This window comes from Tenacibaculum sp. XPcli2-G, from assembly GCF_024124505.1.
Taxonomy (GTDB): domain Bacteria; phylum Bacteroidota; class Bacteroidia; order Flavobacteriales; family Flavobacteriaceae; genus Polaribacter; species Polaribacter mesophilus.
Genome location: NZ_JAMXSH010000002.1, coordinates 197,205 through 216,490, shown reverse-complemented (window position 1 = coordinate 216,490; position 19,286 = coordinate 197,205). Strand labels below are relative to the sequence as shown.

The 19,286-nt window shown below is 30.7% G+C and carries 21 protein-coding genes and 1 pseudogene; 14 read left to right on the top strand and 8 right to left on the bottom strand.

Translation table 11 applies throughout. The features are described from left to right. Nucleotides 1-8 precede the first annotated feature (8 nt). The 7 genes from NH341_RS05670 (at nucleotide 9) to NH341_RS05640 (ending at nucleotide 6,142) form a co-directional block, all read left to right on the top strand. The gene (locus NH341_RS05670; protein ID WP_253055957.1) at nucleotides 9-530 is read left to right on the top strand and encodes a hypothetical protein; all 522 of its coding nucleotides are present in this window, start codon (nucleotides 9-11) and stop codon (nucleotides 528-530) included. 9 nt (nucleotides 531-539) lie between these two features. After that, nucleotides 540-1,034: a hypothetical protein gene (locus tag NH341_RS05665; RefSeq protein WP_253055956.1), complete on the top strand. Its 495-nt coding sequence runs from the start codon at nucleotides 540-542 to the stop codon at nucleotides 1,032-1,034. Nucleotides 1,035-1,050: 16 nt separating this feature from the next. Then, nucleotides 1,051-1,923: a hypothetical protein gene (locus NH341_RS05660; RefSeq protein ID WP_253055955.1), complete on the top strand. Its 873-nt coding sequence runs from the start codon at nucleotides 1,051-1,053 to the stop codon at nucleotides 1,921-1,923. 2 nt (nucleotides 1,924-1,925) lie between these two features. Next, a complete protein-coding gene (locus NH341_RS05655; protein WP_159613021.1) occupies nucleotides 1,926-2,231 on the top strand; it encodes a hypothetical protein in 306 nt (101 codons plus the stop codon). Between the two features lie 158 nt (nucleotides 2,232-2,389). Then, nucleotides 2,390-2,578 carry a hypothetical protein gene (locus NH341_RS05650; RefSeq protein WP_159613019.1) on the top strand — a complete coding sequence of 63 codons (189 nt, stop codon included), beginning with the start codon at nucleotides 2,390-2,392 and terminating at the stop codon, nucleotides 2,576-2,578. Between the two features lie 249 nt (nucleotides 2,579-2,827). After that, complete coding sequence (locus tag NH341_RS05645) at nucleotides 2,828-3,652, top strand: NADAR family protein (RefSeq protein ID WP_159613017.1); 825 nt, start codon at nucleotides 2,828-2,830, stop codon at nucleotides 3,650-3,652. 81 nt (nucleotides 3,653-3,733) lie between these two features. Beyond that, on the top strand, nucleotides 3,734-6,142 hold the full coding sequence (locus NH341_RS05640) for a hypothetical protein (protein WP_159613015.1): 2,409 nt from the start codon (nucleotides 3,734-3,736) through the stop codon (nucleotides 6,140-6,142). A 262-nt stretch (nucleotides 6,143-6,404) separates the two neighbouring features. Here the strand turns inward: NH341_RS05640 and NH341_RS05635 are convergent, their stop codons facing one another. Both NH341_RS05635 and meaB read right to left on the bottom strand, forming a co-directional pair. Next, entirely contained in the window at nucleotides 6,405-6,746 is a 342-nt protein-coding gene (locus tag NH341_RS05635; protein ID WP_073181404.1) for a tRNA-binding protein, read from the bottom strand. An 82-nt stretch (nucleotides 6,747-6,828) separates the two neighbouring features. After that, complete coding sequence (gene meaB, locus NH341_RS05630) at nucleotides 6,829-7,902, bottom strand: methylmalonyl Co-A mutase-associated GTPase MeaB (protein ID WP_253055954.1); 1,074 nt, start codon at nucleotides 7,900-7,902, stop codon at nucleotides 6,829-6,831. A 100-nt stretch (nucleotides 7,903-8,002) separates the two neighbouring features. Between meaB and NH341_RS05625 the strand changes: the two genes are divergently transcribed. From NH341_RS05625 to lgt, 6 genes are all read left to right on the top strand, one after another. Further along, nucleotides 8,003-8,551, top strand: coding sequence for an RNA polymerase sigma factor (locus tag NH341_RS05625; RefSeq protein ID WP_253055953.1), 549 nt, complete (start codon nucleotides 8,003-8,005; stop codon nucleotides 8,549-8,551). Next, nucleotides 8,544-9,110: a hypothetical protein gene (locus tag NH341_RS05620; RefSeq protein ID WP_159490063.1), complete on the top strand. Its 567-nt coding sequence runs from the start codon at nucleotides 8,544-8,546 to the stop codon at nucleotides 9,108-9,110. Before NH341_RS05625 ends, NH341_RS05620 begins: the two co-directional genes overlap by 8 nt. Then, nucleotides 9,091-10,548, top strand: coding sequence for a hypothetical protein (locus NH341_RS05615; RefSeq protein WP_253055952.1), 1,458 nt, complete (start codon nucleotides 9,091-9,093; stop codon nucleotides 10,546-10,548). Before NH341_RS05620 ends, NH341_RS05615 begins: the two co-directional genes overlap by 20 nt. Before the next feature lie 108 nt (nucleotides 10,549-10,656). Next, nucleotides 10,657-12,138, top strand: coding sequence for a cysteine--tRNA ligase (cysS, locus tag NH341_RS05610; RefSeq protein ID WP_239178975.1), 1,482 nt, complete (start codon nucleotides 10,657-10,659; stop codon nucleotides 12,136-12,138). Further along, nucleotides 12,139-12,375: a membrane protein insertion efficiency factor YidD gene (gene yidD, locus NH341_RS05605; protein WP_073181389.1), complete on the top strand. Its 237-nt coding sequence runs from the start codon at nucleotides 12,139-12,141 to the stop codon at nucleotides 12,373-12,375. 84 nt (nucleotides 12,376-12,459) lie between these two features. Next, the gene (gene lgt / locus NH341_RS05600; RefSeq protein WP_159613009.1) at nucleotides 12,460-13,320 is read left to right on the top strand and encodes a prolipoprotein diacylglyceryl transferase; all 861 of its coding nucleotides are present in this window, start codon (nucleotides 12,460-12,462) and stop codon (nucleotides 13,318-13,320) included. A gap of 58 nt (nucleotides 13,321-13,378) precedes the next feature. On the opposite strand, the gene NH341_RS05595 is transcribed toward lgt, so the two are convergent. Further along, nucleotides 13,379-14,245, bottom strand: coding sequence for a hypothetical protein (locus NH341_RS05595; RefSeq protein WP_047789781.1), 867 nt, complete (start codon nucleotides 14,243-14,245; stop codon nucleotides 13,379-13,381). 168 nt (nucleotides 14,246-14,413) lie between these two features. Next, on the bottom strand, nucleotides 14,414-14,887 hold the full coding sequence (gene rlmH / locus NH341_RS05590) for a 23S rRNA (pseudouridine(1915)-N(3))-methyltransferase RlmH (RefSeq protein WP_167713456.1): 474 nt from the start codon (nucleotides 14,885-14,887) through the stop codon (nucleotides 14,414-14,416). Nucleotides 14,888-14,938: 51 nt separating this feature from the next. Here rlmH and NH341_RS05585 point away from each other — a divergent pair. Then, nucleotides 14,939-15,046 (top strand): annotated as a pseudogene (locus NH341_RS05585) (IS110 family transposase); the annotation flags it as partial. A gap of 58 nt (nucleotides 15,047-15,104) precedes the next feature. Here the strand turns inward: NH341_RS05585 and NH341_RS05580 are convergent. From NH341_RS05580 to NH341_RS05565, 4 genes are all read right to left on the bottom strand, one after another. Then, complete coding sequence (locus tag NH341_RS05580; RefSeq protein WP_253055951.1) at nucleotides 15,105-15,695, bottom strand: hypothetical protein; 591 nt, start codon at nucleotides 15,693-15,695, stop codon at nucleotides 15,105-15,107. Between the two features lie 18 nt (nucleotides 15,696-15,713). Next, entirely contained in the window at nucleotides 15,714-16,454 is a 741-nt protein-coding gene (locus tag NH341_RS05575) for a serine hydrolase (protein WP_253055950.1), read from the bottom strand. A 7-nt stretch (nucleotides 16,455-16,461) separates the two neighbouring features. Then, on the bottom strand, nucleotides 16,462-17,973 hold the full coding sequence (locus NH341_RS05570) for a class A beta-lactamase-related serine hydrolase (RefSeq protein ID WP_253055949.1): 1,512 nt from the start codon (nucleotides 17,971-17,973) through the stop codon (nucleotides 16,462-16,464). 100 nt (nucleotides 17,974-18,073) lie between these two features. Then, on the bottom strand, nucleotides 18,074-18,619 hold the full coding sequence (locus tag NH341_RS05565; RefSeq protein WP_253055948.1) for a helix-turn-helix domain-containing protein: 546 nt from the start codon (nucleotides 18,617-18,619) through the stop codon (nucleotides 18,074-18,076). Between the last annotated feature and the right edge of the window lie 667 nt (nucleotides 18,620-19,286).

Genomic DNA, 19,286 nt, shown 5'->3' with positions numbered 1-19,286 from the left:
ATTATATTATGACAAATGAAGAGTTAAGAAAATTAATATTTGACTATACAGGAGATGACTCACCTTATAAAGCGTATACACATGATATATATATATATATATTAGGTAAAAAAGATGATAGTGTAGATGATAGAAAAGCAATGACAGGAGGTCCAGGAATTATTAGATATAATATGGAAAAAAAAGAGTTTGAAAAAGTTCATTATTTAGACATTCCTTCAGAAATATTTGAAAATGACCCTAAACCAACTAAAGAAAGCATAGCCACTGGAATTGTAAAAAGACAATATGTTAACGAACATGATATGTTATATTTTGTTGAATTAGTTTATGAAGGAGAAAGAGAAAAGTATTTTAACTTTGGAAGAGTATTTTATGATTATAAAAGAGATAGAGAAAAAATACGAGCTCATTTTAGAATAGAAGAAATACGAGACAAGTTAAAAGCGTTTTTAGAAGACCTAAATGTAAAATGTGAGGTAGAAGATAACGGTTGGTTAGTCATAACAAGAGTCCCGGAGCAGTCTTAAAGAGGTAATATGACAATTGAAGAACTAGGAATATTATTAAAGGACATGATTCCAAAAGATGAATACATATACGATACCTATGAAGATGAAACCTACATTTATGCATTTACAAAATTAGAAAAATTAAGAGGGATAGACTTTGATGACAGGTATGGAAAAGTTGGAGGACCTGGTCCAATAAGAGTAAATAAAAAAAATAAAGAGTTTAAGAGGGTTTCTAATAGGGATGTCCCTTCACATTATTATGATAAAAATCGTGTTGAACGGACTATTGATAGTATTGCAAAGGGCATTGTTAAAAGGAAGTATGTAAATTTTAACAATACGTATAATTTTGGAAAAGTTCTAGAAGATTTGAAAAGAGAGACTACAGATATTATTAGTTTACAGTTTAAAGACGAAGAAATCAGAGATCAACTAATATCTTTTCTTGAAGTTATAAATGTAGAGTGTGAGCTAACAGATGATGGTTGGTTATTTATAACAAGAATACCAGTGAAATAATAAAAATGTTATTTAAATGAAAATAAGTGAATTAAAAAGAAAACTAGTTGTATTACTAACGATATTTAGTGTAGTTTTTTCTTTTGCCCAAACAGACTGTGAACTCAGATGGTCTCGCTTTACAAAAGATATTGATACTACTACTGATATAGGGAAGGCTTTAGTAACAGCTATAGATGAAAACCCAGAAACTATTACTAGTTGGTGGGTGTTTGATACAGTTGGAGAAGATGCTTTAAGAACAAATTTAGAAGAGCTAAGTTTTGTAACAACACATCTAAAGGCAAAAAATAAAACAGCGGAAGTAATTGTAGATGAGATTAAAAATGCTGGAAGCTATGTTGAATGGAAGAGTTTGACTACCTCTGAAGTTGGAGTTTTAGATGAAATTGATATAGCAAAACTTAGAGCAAATGAAGCTGCTCATACTATTGAAAGGCATGGCTTTGAAGTAACAGATGATTTATTAAAAAGAAGAGCTACAGAAGGCATTGCTCCAGATGGCTCTTCTATTGCTAAACGACAAGGAGGTAGAAGAATAGGGAATATAATACCGCCAATGTCATCTAAATTTATAGATGCTATCAGTATGAAAAAAGCGTTAAACGCAGTAGATGTATCTACAAGCGCTTTTAAAGAAGCTTTAAAGGCAGAAAAACTAGCTAAAGGTACAGATACTCCACCTTTATTTAAATTTCAAGTTGATTTGGGAGAAACTATTGGTTTAGGTTATAAAAAACCTATAGGAACACCTAATTATGTTTTAACAGGACAAAAATTATCAGGAAATCCTATAAAAATAAATGGTCTAACCAAAATAGAAGTTCGTTATAAATTAAATCGTGCAACAGGAAAGTACGAAATAAATACAATGTTTCCAATAGAATAATTATGGAGAAATATAAACATTTAAGATATGCTATTGAATTGTTTTCAGCGGATTGGGAATTAACAGAAGAAGAATATCAAGAAACCTTTTCTTCATTTGTTAATGCAGAACCTGACTACACTAAACGAATAAAAAAAGAATTTATTCAAGCATTAAATGACCCTGAATGGAGTTGGGTAAAAATAGGATATGAAACCAACTTTATAGGCTCCGATGACTCAGAAGAAAGTGTTTGGTTATCCGTGAAAGATTTAATATGGAATGTTATTGCTTCTAATGAAGAACCACCTATGAGGAGATTTGTTTAGTTTTTATTGATGATATTTCCGATTATGGTAAAAAATTTATGTTCAAGAAATGATAACTGTATGATGATACAGCAAGAAGTATTACTAAGCCAGAATTTATCATACAGAATAGATGATATACCGGAGCTTACTATAAATCCTGAAAACGGTAAAAAACAATGAAAGATTATACAGATGATGAATTTTCTAAATTATCTCTAGAAGAAAAGATTAGGTTATTTGATTTAGAGGCAGAAAAAGAATATCAAAAACAAATAAAATTAAGAGATGAAATTTACCCTAATTATTCTTTTCAAGAAAAAGTAAGTTTTTGGTCAGGACGATTACATCAACAAATGCGCTGGTAGGTAGAGAGTGGTTTAGACCCTTATTCTATTTATACTCTAGAGTGGTATCAATCGACAAAGGAATTTGAACCTAATTTTGATAAGATTATGGATGAAGTATTTTCTAAATATTGGGGTACTGGTGCAGATTGGAGTAAAGAAGAATATTTGAAAAGAATAAAAAATGAGAATAATTAGGTTGTCTATATAGCAACTCTAAAAAATGTAGATCTACTTTGTAGGTTAAGGAATTGTATAAGGGACAGAGTTATGATTAAATTATCTGAAGAGCAATTAAAAAAACTTTCTAGACAAGAGAGGTATGAATATTACAATAAAGTAGAAGCTTTTGAGTGGTCCTTACTGTCTTTTGACGAAAAAAAGAAGTCAATTCTTAGTGACTATGAATTTATAATCAATAAAAGAGGTATTGAGGGAATTACTTTAGAGGAACAAATTGAGTTTGCATTAAATAGCGAATTGTCTGAAAATACGAACTACGTAACTCCTTTAGTTAAATACTATCATGCAATTAAAGAAAATGAAAAGTTTACTTTTTTTTGGGAAACTAAGTCTTCTTTTTCTCAATGGTATAAATCAATTTTTACAGCATCTACTTGTTTAATTGAGGGAGTATGTATGAATAAAACTAAACGAGAATATGTACTCCAAGATCAATTTCCTTACCCTGATCAAGAATATTCTTCAGCTGAACAGTTTATGATGTATCATAAAGCAATTATTTTTTTAGATATTGATTCAGCCAAAAAAATAATGAAGACAAATAATGTTCGAAAAATTAAAGAGTTAGGACGAAATGTTGCTGAATTTAATGAAGAGGTATGGAAATATTATAGAAGTAAAGTTGTTTATGAAGGAAACAAGGCAAAATTTACACAAGACGAAGAATTAAAAAATAAACTATTGTCTACAGTAGGTACAACCATTGTAGAAGCATCTCCGAATGATAGAATATGGGGTATTGGATTAGTAGAAAACGATATAAGAGCACAAAAAAGAGAAACTTGGCAAGGGAAAAACTTATTAGGGGAGATCTTAGCTAAAATTAGAGTTGATATAGCAGGAAGCTATTAATGAATTGTGTAGCCAGTCTAATTATAGGAGGAGTGAACTGATTGGAGTAAAGAGAATATTTGAATAGAAGAAAAAGAAGTATTGAAAAGGGGGAAACAGTACATATTAGTAAGCTTACTATGTTTAGTAAGTAGTATAAGTTTAGCGCAAAATTTAGATATAGAATCCATTACAAAATCTACTAAGGTTAAAGTAAGTGGTAATGTCAATGCCAATATGGTGTATTACAATGCAAATACCCGTAATGCACGTATTCCGTTTACGTATTTTTTACAAGGAACAGTGAATGTAAGTTGGTTAAGTTTTAATATCCCTTTTACCTATAGTTTTTCTAATCAAGGAGATAATTTTGACTACCAACTGCCTTTTAAGTTTAATAGGTTGAGCTTACACCCAAAATACAAATGGATACAAGCGCATATAGGAGATGTTACCATGAATTTTTCTCCTTATACCTTAAACGGACATCAATTTACAGGTGGAGGTATTGAATTAACTCCTAACAAACCAATAAAGTTCAGTGCCATGTATGGTCGTCTATTAAAAGCAACAGAAGACGATGGTAATCCACAAACCTTACCAGCATTTAAACGTACAGGATATGGAGCAAGAGTAGCTTGGGAAAAGCCAAATTATAAGTTCGGACTAATAGGTTTTTATGCAAAAGATGCAGAAAATTCTATAGCAGCAATACCAGAAGAAAGAAATATAAAACCTAAAGAAAACTTAGTAATAAGTCTTACAGGAGAAACTACCATTGCTAAAAAGTATACAATAAGGGCAGAATATGCCTCAACAGCCATTACACAAGATACAAGAGCAGATAAAAGTAGTAATACCTCTAACAATTTAGCAGGGTTTTTGTTTAACAATCGTACATCAACCGAATATTACAATGCGATTAAAGCAGATTTAGATGTAAAATTAGGACAAATGAAAGTTGGTTTGGGCTATGAACGTATTGATCCTAATTATGAAACCTTAGGAGCTTATTATTTTAATAATGATTTTGAGAATATCACATTAAATATGGCTCGATCATTATTTAAAAATAAGTTGAACTTATCGTTTAATATAGGATACCAAAGGGATAATTTAAATAATCAAAAAGCACAATCTACAGGGAGAAATATAGGGAGCGTTAATGCAACGTATCAGATGACAGATGCAATTACTTTATCAGGAATGTATTCTAACTTCACCACGTTTACGAACAAAAGTTTAAATCAGTTTGATGATATTAACGACAACGATTTAACCGATGAAGAACAAGAAGCATTAAATTTTAAACAATTGTCACAAAATGCCAATATAAACTTGAATTGGATGTTGGCTAAAAAGAAAAATGTTACACAGAATGTTAATTTAAACTATTCATTAGCATCTTCAGCAAATAAAGAGAATGGTATTATTAGAATTGGTCAAGCGAATAATTTTCACAACGGAAATGTAGTTTATACATTAGGATTTCCTGAAAAATCGCTAACAATTTCGCCTTCACTTAACTACAATTATAGCGATATCGGTAGAGATGATAGCAAAGCATACGGAGCGTCTTTAAATATGAATAAATTATTTTTTAAAAACATATTAAATACCACTCTAGGAGCTTCGTATAATAGTAATGTAAACAAAGAAATTACAAGTAATGTTTTAAATTTTAGGGCAAGTGCTTCTACAACTATTGCACAAAACCATAATTTAAATTTAAATGCAATACAGTTATTCAGAGAAGCTACACAGCAAGAAAAACTAAGTGAATTAACTGTGACTTTTGGGTATAGTTATAGCTTCGGATTGAAAAAACCAAAATTCAAATTTGGAAAAAGAGAAAGAAATAAAAAAGTAAAAGAATTTTCATTCTCGTATAAAGAGCATACTTTTAGTGGAGAACACTCTAAAATTACCTTAGAGATTAAACAGTTATTAAATGATCCTGTTTTTGCAAGTATAAAAAGTATAGAAAAAGTAAGAAATGATTTAAATTTATTAGAAACAGATGTCGTAAATAATGAAAATGTAAGTAATAAACATTATAAGAAAGCAGCAGTAAATTATTTAGACTATTTATATAAACACAAAGACTTTATAAATACGTATCATAAGTTAGCGTTTAAAAGTTTAAAGAAGCTTTACGAACAAGCAGTCTTACTAGATGAAGAAGTAAAAGCAAGTTATAATCGTTTACTACACTTGATGAAGCAAGAAGCGAAAAGAGGAAACTTTATATCTAAAAGTGATAAAAAAGATTTACAGACTAGAAAAATAAAAATGGAGGCGCATCAATGGATGCAGTCAGAATTACAAAAGTTAACATATCAGGACGTTGTGGCTAATAATGGAATCCTCAATGAGTTTAAAAATAATCATATATCAACTATTTTTAAAATGATAGAAGAAAAGAAAACAGAAGAGCAAATTGAAGACTTTTTAGCTTTAGAATTTGCTAAATTCTATCATAAAAAAAGTATTAAGAAACCGCAAAGGTAATTTTTTATTTGGTGAGCTTAGTTAAGCTAGATATATGGTGATGCATTCTTTTAAGAAAAATAAGCTAATCAAAGAAAGAACTACCCCTGTTATACCAATGAATAATTTTGAGCTAGTATTTTTGGATTTTCCAATTATAAGTTCCTTAGTATTTTTATTGTACAAAAAATTTATTTTATGTTTTGTTAATTTAAGTTCTAATGTCCTTAAATCAGCTTCAGTTAAAATCATTTATAAGAATAATAAGTGAAATTTAGATATGCTACGCAATCTTTGTCCCGTTTTTAACAGCACGTTCAGTAGTTAACAAAGTAACCTCTTTACCATCACCTAAACCACCTAATACAAGGCATTCACTCATCATATTAGCAATTTGTTTTTTAGGAAAGTTTACCACAGCAACCACTTGTTTTCCTATCAAATCTTCAGGCTGATACAGTTTAGTGATTTGTGCTGAGGTTTTTTTAATTCCGTAATCACCAAAATCAACCTGCATTTTATAGGCAGGATTTTTAACCTCTTTAAAAACCTCGGCAGAAATGATTGTACCAATACGCATTTCTACCTTTGTAAAGTCGTTCCAAGTGAGGGTGTTATCTTCCATATGTCTGTAAATTATACCAGTTAGGTATTTATAGTTGTTTAAAAATAAAATTTTATTAAGTGCCCATTATGAGCTCCATAATTTAGTTATTTTCTAGCAATCGTTTTGCTGCAGTAAACGGTGTCGTTTTCCCTTTTTCTAGTTTTGCAATTTCCTGCTGCAATAATTCTTTAATTTTAGGATTGTTATAAAAATTGTTTTTTAATTGTTGATTGATGGTTTCTAACAACCAATAATTATTTTGTTCATCTCTTTTCTGTTGAAAGTAGCCTGATTTTTTCACTAAACTCATGTACTCTTCAATCATAGCATAGATAGCATCAATTCCTTGATGATGCAATGCACTTGCTAATAAAACGTTGGGTTGCCAACCACTTTCCTTAGCAGGATATAAGTGTAAAGCTCTGTTAAATTCTACTTTCGCTAGTTTAGCATTTTTTTCATTACCGCTATCTGCTTTGTTAATCACAATCGCATCCGCCATTTCAATAATTCCACGTTTAATACCTTGTAATTCGTCACCAGCACCTGCCAATTTCAACAATAAAAAGAAATCAGTCATAGAATGTACAGCCGTTTCTGATTGTCCAACACCTACCGTTTCAATAATAATAGTATCAAAACCAGCAGCTTCACATAAAATAATACTTTCACGTGTTTTTTGAGCAACACCACCTAACGAAGTTCCAGAAGGAGAAGGACGGATAAAAGCATTTTCATCAGTTACTAATTCCTCCATACGTGTTTTATCACCTAAAATACTACCTTTGTTAATAGAACTACTTGGATCTACCGCCAAAACAGCTACTTTTTTTCTTAAAGAAGTTAAATGCTTACCAAAAGCTTCAATAAACGTACTTTTTCCTACACCTGGAACACCTGTAATTCCAATTCTAACCGATTTATTGGCATGCGGTAAACAAGCTTCTAAAATTTCATTGGCTTGTTGTTGGTGTTTTGGATTCGTACTTTCCACTAACGTAATAGCTCTACTTAAAAAAGGAATATTACCAGCAACTATTTGAGTAACAAATTCTTCGGTTGAGGTAGTTTTTCTTCTGTTACGTTTTATTTTTTCTGCAGATGATTTACTGGTGGTTTCAGGCTGAGAAACCCCGTCTTTTTCAGAGAGTGCAGATGTGTCTTTGTCGGTCATTATGTAGATAAAACAAAATAATAACGTAAATTTAGAAATAAAAATGCAGGAAAATGCAACGCGGTAGAAAAAGTCTCGTATTTAGGGTAAGAAATCAAGAATGAAATCAACCAAACAGTTACATCAATCGGTAATAGATGCCTGTAAAAACAATGATGCAAAAGCACAAATGCAATTGTATGATTTGTATTGTGATGCCATGTATACAGTGGCGTTACGGTATGTAAAAGATTCTTTTATAGCGGAAGATGTAATGCAAGAAGCATTTGTAAAAGCATTTAAAAATATTGATTCATATAAAAAAGGAGTAGCGTTTGGTGCTTGGTTAAAAAGAATCGTTATCAATCAAAGTATTGATTATTTAAAGAAGAGAAAATTAGAACTGGTTTCTATTAACGAAGAAATTACCACAGTAGCAGATGATGATAATTGGAATGTAGCCGCTACGATATCGTATCAAGAAATTGTAAACTGCATTCAGCAATTAAAAGAAAAGTATAGAGTTGTGTTGACTCTGTTTTTATTAGAAGGGTATGATCATGGAGAGATTTCGCAAATATTAGGAATTTCGGAAGTGAGTTCGAGAACACATTTATTAAGAGGAAAAAGACAAGTGCAAGAACAATTAAAAGCAGTACACCATGTCTAAAGATATTAGAGAAATACTAAAAAACAATGTTGAAAACACCGAGAGGTTATCAACAAATCACAGACAGCGTTTTCAACAAAAGTTGATGGATGAATTGCATTCAACACCATCAACAAAAAAATCATATCAGTGGTTGTATATAGCAGCATCCATTGTGTTGTTGGTGAGTTTGGGAATTCAGTTTTACCCAACTAATACTGTAAATCCAATAATAACTGAGCTTCCAAAAGAAACTCAAAATCAAATTAGTTTAGGAACCATATCTCCTGAGTTAAAAACGGTGGAAGATTACTATGTAAATACCATTAATTACGAACTAAGTCAGTTAGAATTAACTGAAGATAATAAAGAACTTTTTGATGGTTATTTAATTAAAATAGGAGAATTAACCAAAGAATATAAATCGTTAACCGAAGAGCTCAATACAAAAGGAATTAACGATGATACTATCAATGCATTGATTGGAAACCTGCAATTACGTTTACAGCTGTTAAAACGTATGCAAAAACAATTACAAGAATTTAAAAATCCAACTCAAAATGACATTCAAACAATTTAAAATCAGTGTTTTTTTACTGTTAGTAACTGGCGTTGTATCTGCACAGAAATACGATAAAAAGTTTAGTGAAAATTTTAAAACAAGTAAAGACGTAGTAGTTAATATCAATGCATCTAATGCAGATGTAGATGTAACTACATGGAATAAAAATGAAGTTTCAGTAGAAGCAGTTGTAGAAGTTGAAGGGCTAGATAAAAAAGAAGCTCAAAAATATTTAGACAACTGGAAATTTGAAGCCTTAGGGAATAAAAGTAAGGTACAAATTAATGCCAATAGAAATAGTTTTAGAATAGGAAGAGACAATATTGTATTCTTCAATTCATCAGACAATAATTACCCAAGAGTATTTGAGTATGATACAGAAAGTGAGGTTGTAGTAATACCAGAAATACCAGAGGTAAGTATCCCGGAAATGCCTGAGATGCCAGAAATGCCTGAAATTGAAATTCCAGAAATTAATTTTGAAAAGTTATTTCAAGATGTGGATTTTGATGTAGAGGAAATGTTTGAAAATGAAGAGCTTGTCAGGTTTAAGTGGAAAGATGGCAAACATAATGTAAATATAACCTCAAAAGAAGAATGGGAGGAATTTAAGAAAACGGAAGCATATAAAGAATATCTTAAGAATAATAAAAATTCTAAAACAAAGATGTTTTTCTCAAAAAAACATCAAGTTCTCAATGAAAAAAAATTAAGAGACGAACTAAAAAGAGTTAAAAGTGAGCTTAAAAAAATTGACAGAGAAAAAATTCAAAAACAATTAGCAAAAGCGAGAGTGGAAATGCATAAGGTTAGAGAAGAAATGAAAAAAAATCACAGGAATTATTCTTTTTCTTCTGACAGCAATAACCTTATGATTAATGGGAAAAAAGTAAAAATCACAAAGAAGATTACGATAAAAGTTCCAAAATCGGCAACGTTTGACTTGAATACACGACACTGTAAAGTAAAACTACCAAAAACTAAAGCTTCAGGAAAGGTTAGTTATGGAACTTTTAAAGCTGATGCACTTGACGGTGGAAAATTAAATATTTCATTTTCACCAGTAAACATAAATTCATTAAACGCTTGTACGTTGTTCTTAAATAATGTAACCGATGCTCAATTAGCATCGGTTACCAATACAACCGTAAACTCTAATTCATCAGGGTTGGTAGTAAACAATGTTTATAGCAATGTTGAAGTAAATAATAAGTTTGGAAACTTAACCATAACCAAAGTACACCCTAGTCATGATAATTTAAAAGTACTTTTAAGTTATTCAGATGCTGGGGTTGATTTAGCAGGGATAAACAAAAAATTCGATATTCAGAGTAATAAGGTTAAGAAACTAAAAGATGGAAGTGTAGAATATAATGGAGAGTTTATTTTGATTTCAAACGATAAGAAAATAGAAATAGACGGTAAATACAGCCAATTAAAAGTTAAAAACCAATAAGAAATACAAACAAAATTACTTTTTATTTCTACAAAATTGCTACCAAATTCTTTTTCTATATTCTTTATAAAGTGCCTATATTAGCGATTGCAAATAGTCATTTTTACTATGGAATTATACAAAGAAAATCAACTTAAAATATATAACTCTTTAACCAAATCAAAAGAGCTTTTTAAACCAGTAACAGAAGGACGCGTAGGAATGTATGTATGTGGTCCTACAGTATATAGCAACGCCCATTTAGGAAACGTACGAACTTTTATGTTTTTTGATGTGGTGTATCGTTATTTATTACACTTAGGTTATAAGGTGCGTTATGTACGTAATATTACAGATGCTGGTCACTTAGAAAACGATGCAGATGAAGGAGAAGACAGAATAGCAAAAAAAGCACGATTAGAGGAGATTGAACCGATGGAAGTAGTGCAACGTTATACAGTTGATTTCCATAATGTATTAAACAACTATAATTTTTTACCACCAAGTATAGAGCCTACAGCAACAGGTCATATTGTAGAGCAGATTGAAATGATTAAAGAAATCATGGAAAAAGGTTTTGCTTATGAAGTAAACGGTTCGGTGTATTTCGATGTGTTAAAATATAATGAAACAGGTAACTACGGAATCCTTTCTGGTAGAAAATTTGAAGACGCTATTCACAATACAAGAGCGTTAGACGGACAGTCTGATAAAAGAAATCCGCAAGACTTTGCACTTTGGAAAAAAGCCGACGATCGTCATATCATGCGTTGGCCTTCACCTTGGAGTGATGGTTTTCCAGGTTGGCATTTAGAATGTTCAGTGATGAGTACAAAGTACTTAGGCGAACAGTTTGATATTCATGGTGGAGGAATGGATTTAAAATTCCCGCATCATGAGTGTGAAATTGCACAATCGCAAACCTGCAGTGGTGTTAAACCAGTAAATTACTGGATGCACACCAATATGTTATTGTTGAACAGTCAAAAAATGGCAAAGTCAACAGGGAACTTTATTTTACCAAATGAAATTTTAACGGGAGAAAATAACATTTTAGGAAAACCGTTTTCTGCAAGTGTGGTTCGTTTTTTCAATATGCAAGCGAACTATAGAAGCATTTTAGACTTTTCTGGAGAAGCGTTAGAAGCTGCTGAAAAAGGACATGCAAAGTTGATGGAAGCTGTAGATTTCTTGGATAAAATAGAAGCAGGTAGTTCTTCTTCATTTGATGTTGAAAAATGGAGACAAGATTGCTACGATGCTATGAATGATGATTTTAATACGCCAATTTTAATAGCACATTTATTTGAAGCAGTAAAAGTTATCAATCAAATAAAAGAAGGAAAGGCAAGTTTAACTACCGATGACTTAGACGTGTTTAAAAATACAATCAACGCGTTTGTTTTTGATGTATTAGGATTAATGAATGAAACTTCAGAAGGAAATAATTCAGACAAACTAAGTGGTGTCGTTGAAATGTTAATTAGCATGCGTAAAGAAGCACGTGAGAATAAAGATTGGGCATTGTCTGATGAAATTCGTGATAGATTACTGGAATTAGGTATTCAATTAAAAGACGGTAGAGAAGGAACAACGTTTACAGTTAACTAATTGAAAAAAATACTAACATATCCGTTTATATTACTAGTTCGATTTTATCAAACAGCCATATCTCCGTTTACACCAGCAACATGTAGATATTCACCAACGTGTTCAAGCTACACAATTGAAGCGTTGCAAAAACATGGGTTGTTTTATGGCGGTTGGTTGGCATTGAAAAGAATTTTCAGTTGCCACCCTTGGGGAGGAAGCGGTTACGATCCTGTTCCAGAGAAAAAAGAAAAATAACAGTCATTTTATACCGTTGAGTAACCTTAGAAACAAATAAACTCAATAGCGTTTTGGATTGACATAAAAACTAAATTAAAGTAGATGAATTTTTTATCCATAGTGTGGGATTGGAACCCAGAAATAATAAATTTAGGAGGTTTTGGTATTCGTTGGTACAGTTTAATGTTTGTAGCAGCGTTTATTTTAGGACTTCGATTAATGAAAAAGATTTACATCAACGATAACATTGCTGTTGAAAAACTAGATCCGTTATTTATGTACGTATTCGTTTCTATGTTGATAGGAATGCGTTTAGGAGATGTATTCTTTTACAGTTGGGATTATTACCAAAATCATTTACTAGAAATCATATTACCATTTAAAAAGCAAGAAGGAGCTTCGGCTTTATTCGGATTGTTAGATGGATGGAAATTTACAGGGTTTACAGGGTTTGCAAGTCACGGAGCAGCAATAGCAATTCCAATAGCCATGTACTTTTACGCAAAGAAACACTTACAAAAACCATGGTTGTTTATTTTAGATAGATTAGGAATTATGGTAGCCTTGGCAGGATTTTTCATCCGTTTTGGAAACTTTTTTAATTCTGAAATTTATGGAAAACCAACAGGAAGCAGCTTTGGTGTCATCTTTAAAAGAGCAGGAGAGACGGTACCACGTCACCCAACCCAATTATACGAAGCACTAAGTTATTTAGTTTTGTTTTTTGCATTATGGCATTTCTATTGGAAAACAGATAAGAAAAACCAAACAGGATTTTTATTTGGACTGTTTATGGTTGTGTTATGGACGTTACGTTTTGTAATAGAGTTCTTAAAAGAGGCACAAGTAGAAGGAAGAGAAGATTGGGTATTCAATACATTAAACACAGGTCAGGTGTTAAGTATTCCACTAGTGTTAATCGGTTTTTGGTTAATGTTTAGAAAAACTAAAGCAACAACATAAAAACAATAAAAAAACTCCAAGGTTATTCTTGGAGTTTTTTGTTTATGAGAAAAAAGTTTTAAGCTTTTATTTTTGCTAACTCTTGCTTTTTAGCATTAATTTCATTTTCAATTTTTAACAAGCGATTTTCAATCTTACTGATAATAGCTTGTTTTCTTTCAATACTTTCTTTAGAAGTAGAAGCATCTTGCTTAGCCTCTTCTAATTTAGATTTCATTTTAGCTAAACCTTCCTTACCACTAATTAAAATTTCTTCGTTAATGCTAATATCATCTTCAAGGTCACTTATTAACGTGTTTTTCTCTTTACTAATGTTTTGCTCCTTAGCTTTAATTTGGTTACTTAATTGCTTCAATTTTTCTTCCTCTAAACGTAAAGCCTCTTGTTCTTTTAAATAAGCAAGTTCTCTGGCTTTTCTTTCTTCGTCTAACTTCTTACGGGCCTCTTCAAGTTTTTGTTTTTGTAAAAGAACTTCTTTCTGTTCGTCACTTATATTATCTTCATATACCACAAGACCAGTACTTACAGTAGTAGTTTTAGCTTCCTCTTTTTCCTCAGCTCTCTTAGCTTCTTCTTTTTTAAGTTTTCTAGCTAACTTTCTTTCAAGAGACGCTAAGTCTTTTTTATGTAAATCAATTTGATTATTTAACTTGCTTAACCTTTGTTGCATATTAGCAACAATTTTTTCTTTTCTTTCTACCTCTTGTTTTGTAGCCTTTTTACTTGTTTTAAAACGCTCTAAATTTCCTTTTACACGTTTTAAAGCACCAACCCCACTAACTAAAATTTCTTCATTAGCGCTAATTTGATTTTTCTTGTTTTTTACTTGAGCTTTTAAAGTTTTAATGTCATCTTGAGCATTTACTTGTTGGCAAGTAAACGTTAAGAATAAAGTTAAAGAGACTAGGAATCTTAGTGTTTTCATTTTAATTTTATGGTATTAAGTTTTTGTTTTTTTCGGGGCGCAAAAGTATGGCTAAATGCGAAAAAAAAATAACTTTTCATCATGTTTTTTATCATGTTTTTCAGGATACTAAAAGCATAATGTTTTGACTCACATAAAATTTGATATGAATAAATAGCTTAACAACACTTATTCGTGATGATAAGGCTCGTTACGAAGAATGGTAAACCCACGATAAATTTGTTCGACAATAAATAAACGAATCATTTGATGAGAAAACGTCATTTTAGAGAGCGATAACTTTCCTTGTGCTTTATTGTATACAGCCTCAGAAAATCCATACGGACCTCCAATAACCAACACTAGTTGCTTAATACCAGAGTTCATTTTCTTTTGTAAGTATTGTGAAAACTCTACAGAAGTATACTGTTTCCCTTTATCGTCTAATAAAACTAATTGATCAGTAGGTTGCAGTTTAGACAGAATTAACTCTCCTTCTTTTTCTTTTTGTTGCGCCTCGCTTAGGTTTTTAACGTTTTTAATATCTGGAATAATCTCCAACTCAAACTTTACGTAATGTTTTAAGCGGTTTTGGTATTCGTCAATTAATTGCTGTAACTGCTTATTGTCAGTTTTACCTATGGCGAGTAGTTTTATTTTCATACGGCAAAATTACGAATGTTTTATAAACTCTTAAAGGGAAGGTTTTAGGTTAAAAAACTTGCTTTAATAACGGTGTGTAATAAGCTACTAAAACAAGCTTTTGCCATCGTAAAAAGTGGTTTACCTTATGACGCAAATTATAAAAGTACGTTGGTTTAAAAAAGTATAAAATTTACTTGTTTTTTGCCTCAGTTCTTTGTTATGTGCCGTATTATATTTAATCCAATTTTAAACAATAATATTTGTATTCAGAATTGAATTTATACATACCGTTCTTAATTGTGATAACATCATTTCTATTCATCCAAGTGTTATTACCTATATAGGTTTTCAAAGTATCTGTTTTTTGATTTTGGACATTAGTCAGAATAACTTTATTCGTATTAACAGAAACTTGGAGCGATAGCTTTTCACCTCCAATTTTACCTGAATATATTCCTTCAATCATTTTATTATCAAAATCTAATGGTATAGGTTTTGAGATTTTTCTCTTTAAAATTTTCCAATTTATTTTATTGGTAAAGTGATTTACACCTAATAGTCCAGAGGTATTTATAAGGCAAATGAGATATAAATCTTCTTTCGGAAAATACTGTGTTATGGATACAAAACCAGGGATATATCCACTATGTCCTATTTCTACATTTCCATAATTTGAAAAATTAACCAGACCTTTTGCATAAAATAGTTTAGTACCATTTCTTAACCTTATGGGTTCAATAAGTGAACGGTATGATTCTTTAGATAAAATTCGGTATTCGTGTAATGCTTTTAGCCATATTAATAGGTCATTTGTTGTACTACACAAAGAACCACCAGCATATGGTCATATATGATTGATGTAATCTTTTTGTCTTAATCCTTCTTCTGTTGAACTATATCCATTTATTTTATTTTTAACTATAGCTTTCATTGAGCAATAGCTTGTGTTTTTCATACCCAAAGGGATGAAAAATCCTTTTCTTAAATACTCTTCGTAGGTTTTTCCTGTAACTTTTTCAATGATTAATCCAAGGAAAAAATAACCAGAATTGTTATAGACAAAATTTTCTTGTGGCTCAAATTGAAAATTTTCTTGTTCAACTAACCTAACAAGAGAGTCTCTTGGTAAATTTTGAACAGATAGTGACCAAAACTTTGGAATATCTGTATAGTTAGCAATGCCAGAAGTATGTTCTAAAAGGTTTTTTATTGTGATTTTTCTGCCTTTTGTGTCAAAATTCAAATAGTCGGTAAAATCATCATCTAAATTAATTTTACCTTGTTCTGCTAATTTTAGAATTGCAACAGCAGTAAACTGTTTTGTTACAGAGCCTATTTCAAATACCGCATTAATAGGCATATTGGTTGATAATTCTATATTTGCATATCCATAGTTTTTATCAAGTAAGATTTTGTTTTTTTTAAGCACTAAAATAGATGCTCCAGCTATTTGATTTTTCTTTATAGCATCTGCGAATAATGAGTCTGAATACTTTTCTAATGAGTTTGGATTATGTAATGATAATTCTTTTTTGCAACTCACTAGTAAAGAAACTACGAAGAAAGTCGATATTAAATATTTCATAAGTATTCTATTCCAAATTTCTTCTTACGATTTCTTCTCCAACCGCTCCGAAATATTCTGATATAATTTTTTGCCATAAAACCATTCCGTTTTCAGAATTTGAGAAAAGCACTAAACCTTGTTTGGAATTGTTTAAAAGCAATGCAATAGTTTTTGTTCCATAATCTCCACCAGTGTGCATAAATGCTGTTTCGTTATTTGGTAAGTCAGATAACATTTGCATCCCTAAACTCCAATCAATTCCATCTTTTTCGTTTGCTTGGACTTTTAAAAATTCATTATAAGTTTTTTTTGATAAATCTGCACCATTTAAAATATACTCCAAGAATTTAGAGTAATCTTCGACTGTTGTTAATAAATTGGCTGAAGCATTTGCAACAGAATATTTTTCGTAATGTATTGGTTTTCCATTTTCATTGTGTTCAACAGCATATTGATTTTCATCGATCTCATTAGTCCAATAAAAATGGGTGTTATTCATTCCAAGTGGATTAAATAATTTTTCTTTTGCAATGTCTTCAAATGGACGTTTAAATTTCTTTTCAATTGCTTTACGCAGATATTCAAGGCCTTCTCCAGAATATTGCCATTTTGTTCCAGGTTCGAATTGAAAGTGTAATTTTTTGCTATCGGTTAAGTACCTCCAATTTGGAAAGCCAGATTGATGTGACAAAATATGCCTTGTAGTTAATTTATCTAGATATTTACTATTCTTTATGTCTTTATCTATAAAATATTTAGAAACAGGCTCATCTAAATTCCATTTACCTTCATCAATTAGTTTTAAAACTACAAAAGCTGTAATTGGTTTTGTTAGAGAAGCAACTTTATAAATACTGTTATTTGAAATTGGTTGTTTTGCAGTTTTGTTTCCAAATGTTCTTATTTGTTGAATTTTTCCATTTTTAATTAATCCAATTGCTATCGACGGAATTTTGTGTCTTTCTAATAATTTTTCGATTTCTTTATCATTATCAAACAGTTTGTAGGCATAATCAGCATTAAATTTTACTCCGTAATCTTTTGTTGGTGGCTTGTGTTCATAGCTTAATATTCGTTTGACCTTCCATTGTCCACTTTCTAACACCCAAGTGTGTGTAAATTTTCCTCGTTCAGTTGCATAGAGCTTTTTGTTAGGTTCTTTAATGTAAAAAATATGTTCACCTGTCTGTATTGCTCCGTATATTTCTCCATTATTTTTTAAAGGAAATACTTTTTGTGTTTCATCTACTAATCTTCTAATAGGTTTGAAATTGGGGTTAGAGCAAATGCTATTTGAAAAAGATTTATAAAATTGCTCTAAATTTTGAGTTCCATTCTGGTCGTGAAAAAACTCTAAATCCCTATGAAGAACTTTTTTTAAAGCAGAATAATTACATTTGTTAAACCCCTCATTAAAAATAAGGCTATCTGCTTTTTTTAGCTCAATAAATAAATTTGAATTATTAGCGACTTGAGCAACACTGTTTTTAGCTGTTAGAATTAATAGGACTGCAAAAATTAGTTTATATGTTTTCATATTAAATTTTGATTGATATTTGAAATTGCAAATCTCTTGATACCAATTAATAAAAAACAAAAATTTACCTGACAATTAGATGACAATTATCTGACAGGCGTTATAAAAAACTGAAATTCAGTCTTATATATAGTTTTTGGTTTTTATCTAATTCAATAGTATTTCTAATGATTACATATAGATTTATGATAACTGAAACGATTAATAGTATTAAAGTTATTTGTTTAGTTAATCCGAACCACTTACTTATAAACGGACTTAATAGAATACATACTAAAGCAATAATTGTGTAGAATATTTGAACAGAAATAATTTGTTTTGTTATTTCATTCACTTGATTTTTCCGCTTCATAATAAACCAAGGAAGCAGTATATTAATTGGTGGAAGAATGATACCTAAAATAGAAGAAAGATTAATTTGTTTAGTGAGTTGATAGTTTATGGTTTCTGTTTTAGGTTCCGCTATATTTTCTTTTAATTCATCTTCTGTAACTCCAAGAGTCTTAGCCAAAACTTTTAAAGTATGTCCTTTGGGTTCAGTTCCTTTTTCAATCCGTTGAATGGTTCTGGTTGAAACTCCTGCTTTTTCTGCTAATTCCTCTTGAGTCAGATTTAGTTTTTCTCGATATTTTAAAAGTTTATTCAATCTCTAAAGTGATTTTTCTTATGGCACACAACTTGTTTATATAGATGTAAAATACATCGTTATACACCTGTTTAGGTAGGTCTATGATTGTATTTTATGTTTGTTTATACATTTACGAACTTACTAATAATAATTTAATTTTCTTACGGAAACCCATAATCGCAACTATTTAGATACTAAAAGTAGTTTTAGTTGTTATTAACGATCTCTGACACCTTATTTAGAAAATCAAAAAACAAGTTGACACACTTTATTGAATACTCCCCACACTTTATTGAATACTCCCTTGCATGGGTCGCTGATATCACGGCATGCTCCGTTGACACTACGGCATGGAGTGCTAATACTACGGCAATAGATAAATTAATAGCACTCGTAAAAAAGTTGACAGCATTGCTAGCCGTAGCCTCAAATCCCAACAGATTTCATAAAAGCTCTCGGAGAAAACATTAAAAGAGCTTAAGAAAAAGCTACCAACCAATACTTAAAAGTAGAATTTTGTTAGTTGTAGTATGAGTTAGCAGCTGTAAACAGTATTGGTTTTTACCATTAAAGATTACTTGAAAGTATCATCTCGATTGAAAAGAGGGATCTCATTAAAGTGAGTAACATCTATTGTTGAGATGTCTCATCACTCATATTTTATGCTATCGACATAACACCCTAT

What these genes read in the sequence shown, in the direction of transcription:
- NH341_RS05670 (WP_253055957.1), top strand. Translation starts at nt 9, where the DNA reads ATGACAAATGAAGAGTTAAGAAAATTAATATTTGACTATACAGGAGAT.
- NH341_RS05665 (WP_253055956.1), top strand. Translation starts at nt 540, where the DNA reads ATGACAATTGAAGAACTAGGAATATTATTAAAGGACATGATTCCAAAA.
- NH341_RS05660 (WP_253055955.1), top strand. Translation starts at nt 1,051, where the DNA reads ATGAAAATAAGTGAATTAAAAAGAAAACTAGTTGTATTACTAACGATA.
- NH341_RS05655 (WP_159613021.1), top strand. Translation starts at nt 1,926, where the DNA reads ATGGAGAAATATAAACATTTAAGATATGCTATTGAATTGTTTTCAGCG.
- NH341_RS05650 (WP_159613019.1), top strand. Translation starts at nt 2,390, where the DNA reads ATGAAAGATTATACAGATGATGAATTTTCTAAATTATCTCTAGAAGAA.
- NH341_RS05645 (WP_159613017.1), top strand. Translation starts at nt 2,828, where the DNA reads ATGATTAAATTATCTGAAGAGCAATTAAAAAAACTTTCTAGACAAGAG.
- NH341_RS05635 (WP_073181404.1), bottom strand. Translation starts at nt 6,746, where the DNA reads ATGGAAGATAACACCCTCACTTGGAACGACTTTACAAAGGTAGAAATG.
- meaB (WP_253055954.1), bottom strand. Translation starts at nt 7,902, where the DNA reads ATGACCGACAAAGACACATCTGCACTCTCTGAAAAAGACGGGGTTTCT.
- NH341_RS05625 (WP_253055953.1), top strand. Translation starts at nt 8,003, where the DNA reads ATGAAATCAACCAAACAGTTACATCAATCGGTAATAGATGCCTGTAAA.
- NH341_RS05620 (WP_159490063.1), top strand. Translation starts at nt 8,544, where the DNA reads ATGTCTAAAGATATTAGAGAAATACTAAAAAACAATGTTGAAAACACC.
- NH341_RS05615 (WP_253055952.1), top strand. Translation starts at nt 9,091, where the DNA reads ATGACATTCAAACAATTTAAAATCAGTGTTTTTTTACTGTTAGTAACT.
- cysS (WP_239178975.1), top strand. Translation starts at nt 10,657, where the DNA reads ATGGAATTATACAAAGAAAATCAACTTAAAATATATAACTCTTTAACC.
- lgt (WP_159613009.1), top strand. Translation starts at nt 12,460, where the DNA reads ATGAATTTTTTATCCATAGTGTGGGATTGGAACCCAGAAATAATAAAT.
- NH341_RS05595 (WP_047789781.1), bottom strand. Translation starts at nt 14,245, where the DNA reads ATGAAAACACTAAGATTCCTAGTCTCTTTAACTTTATTCTTAACGTTT.
- rlmH (WP_167713456.1), bottom strand. Translation starts at nt 14,887, where the DNA reads ATGAAAATAAAACTACTCGCCATAGGTAAAACTGACAATAAGCAGTTA.
- NH341_RS05575 (WP_253055950.1), bottom strand. Translation starts at nt 16,454, where the DNA reads ATGAAATATTTAATATCGACTTTCTTCGTAGTTTCTTTACTAGTGAGT.
- NH341_RS05570 (WP_253055949.1), bottom strand. Translation starts at nt 17,973, where the DNA reads ATGAAAACATATAAACTAATTTTTGCAGTCCTATTAATTCTAACAGCT.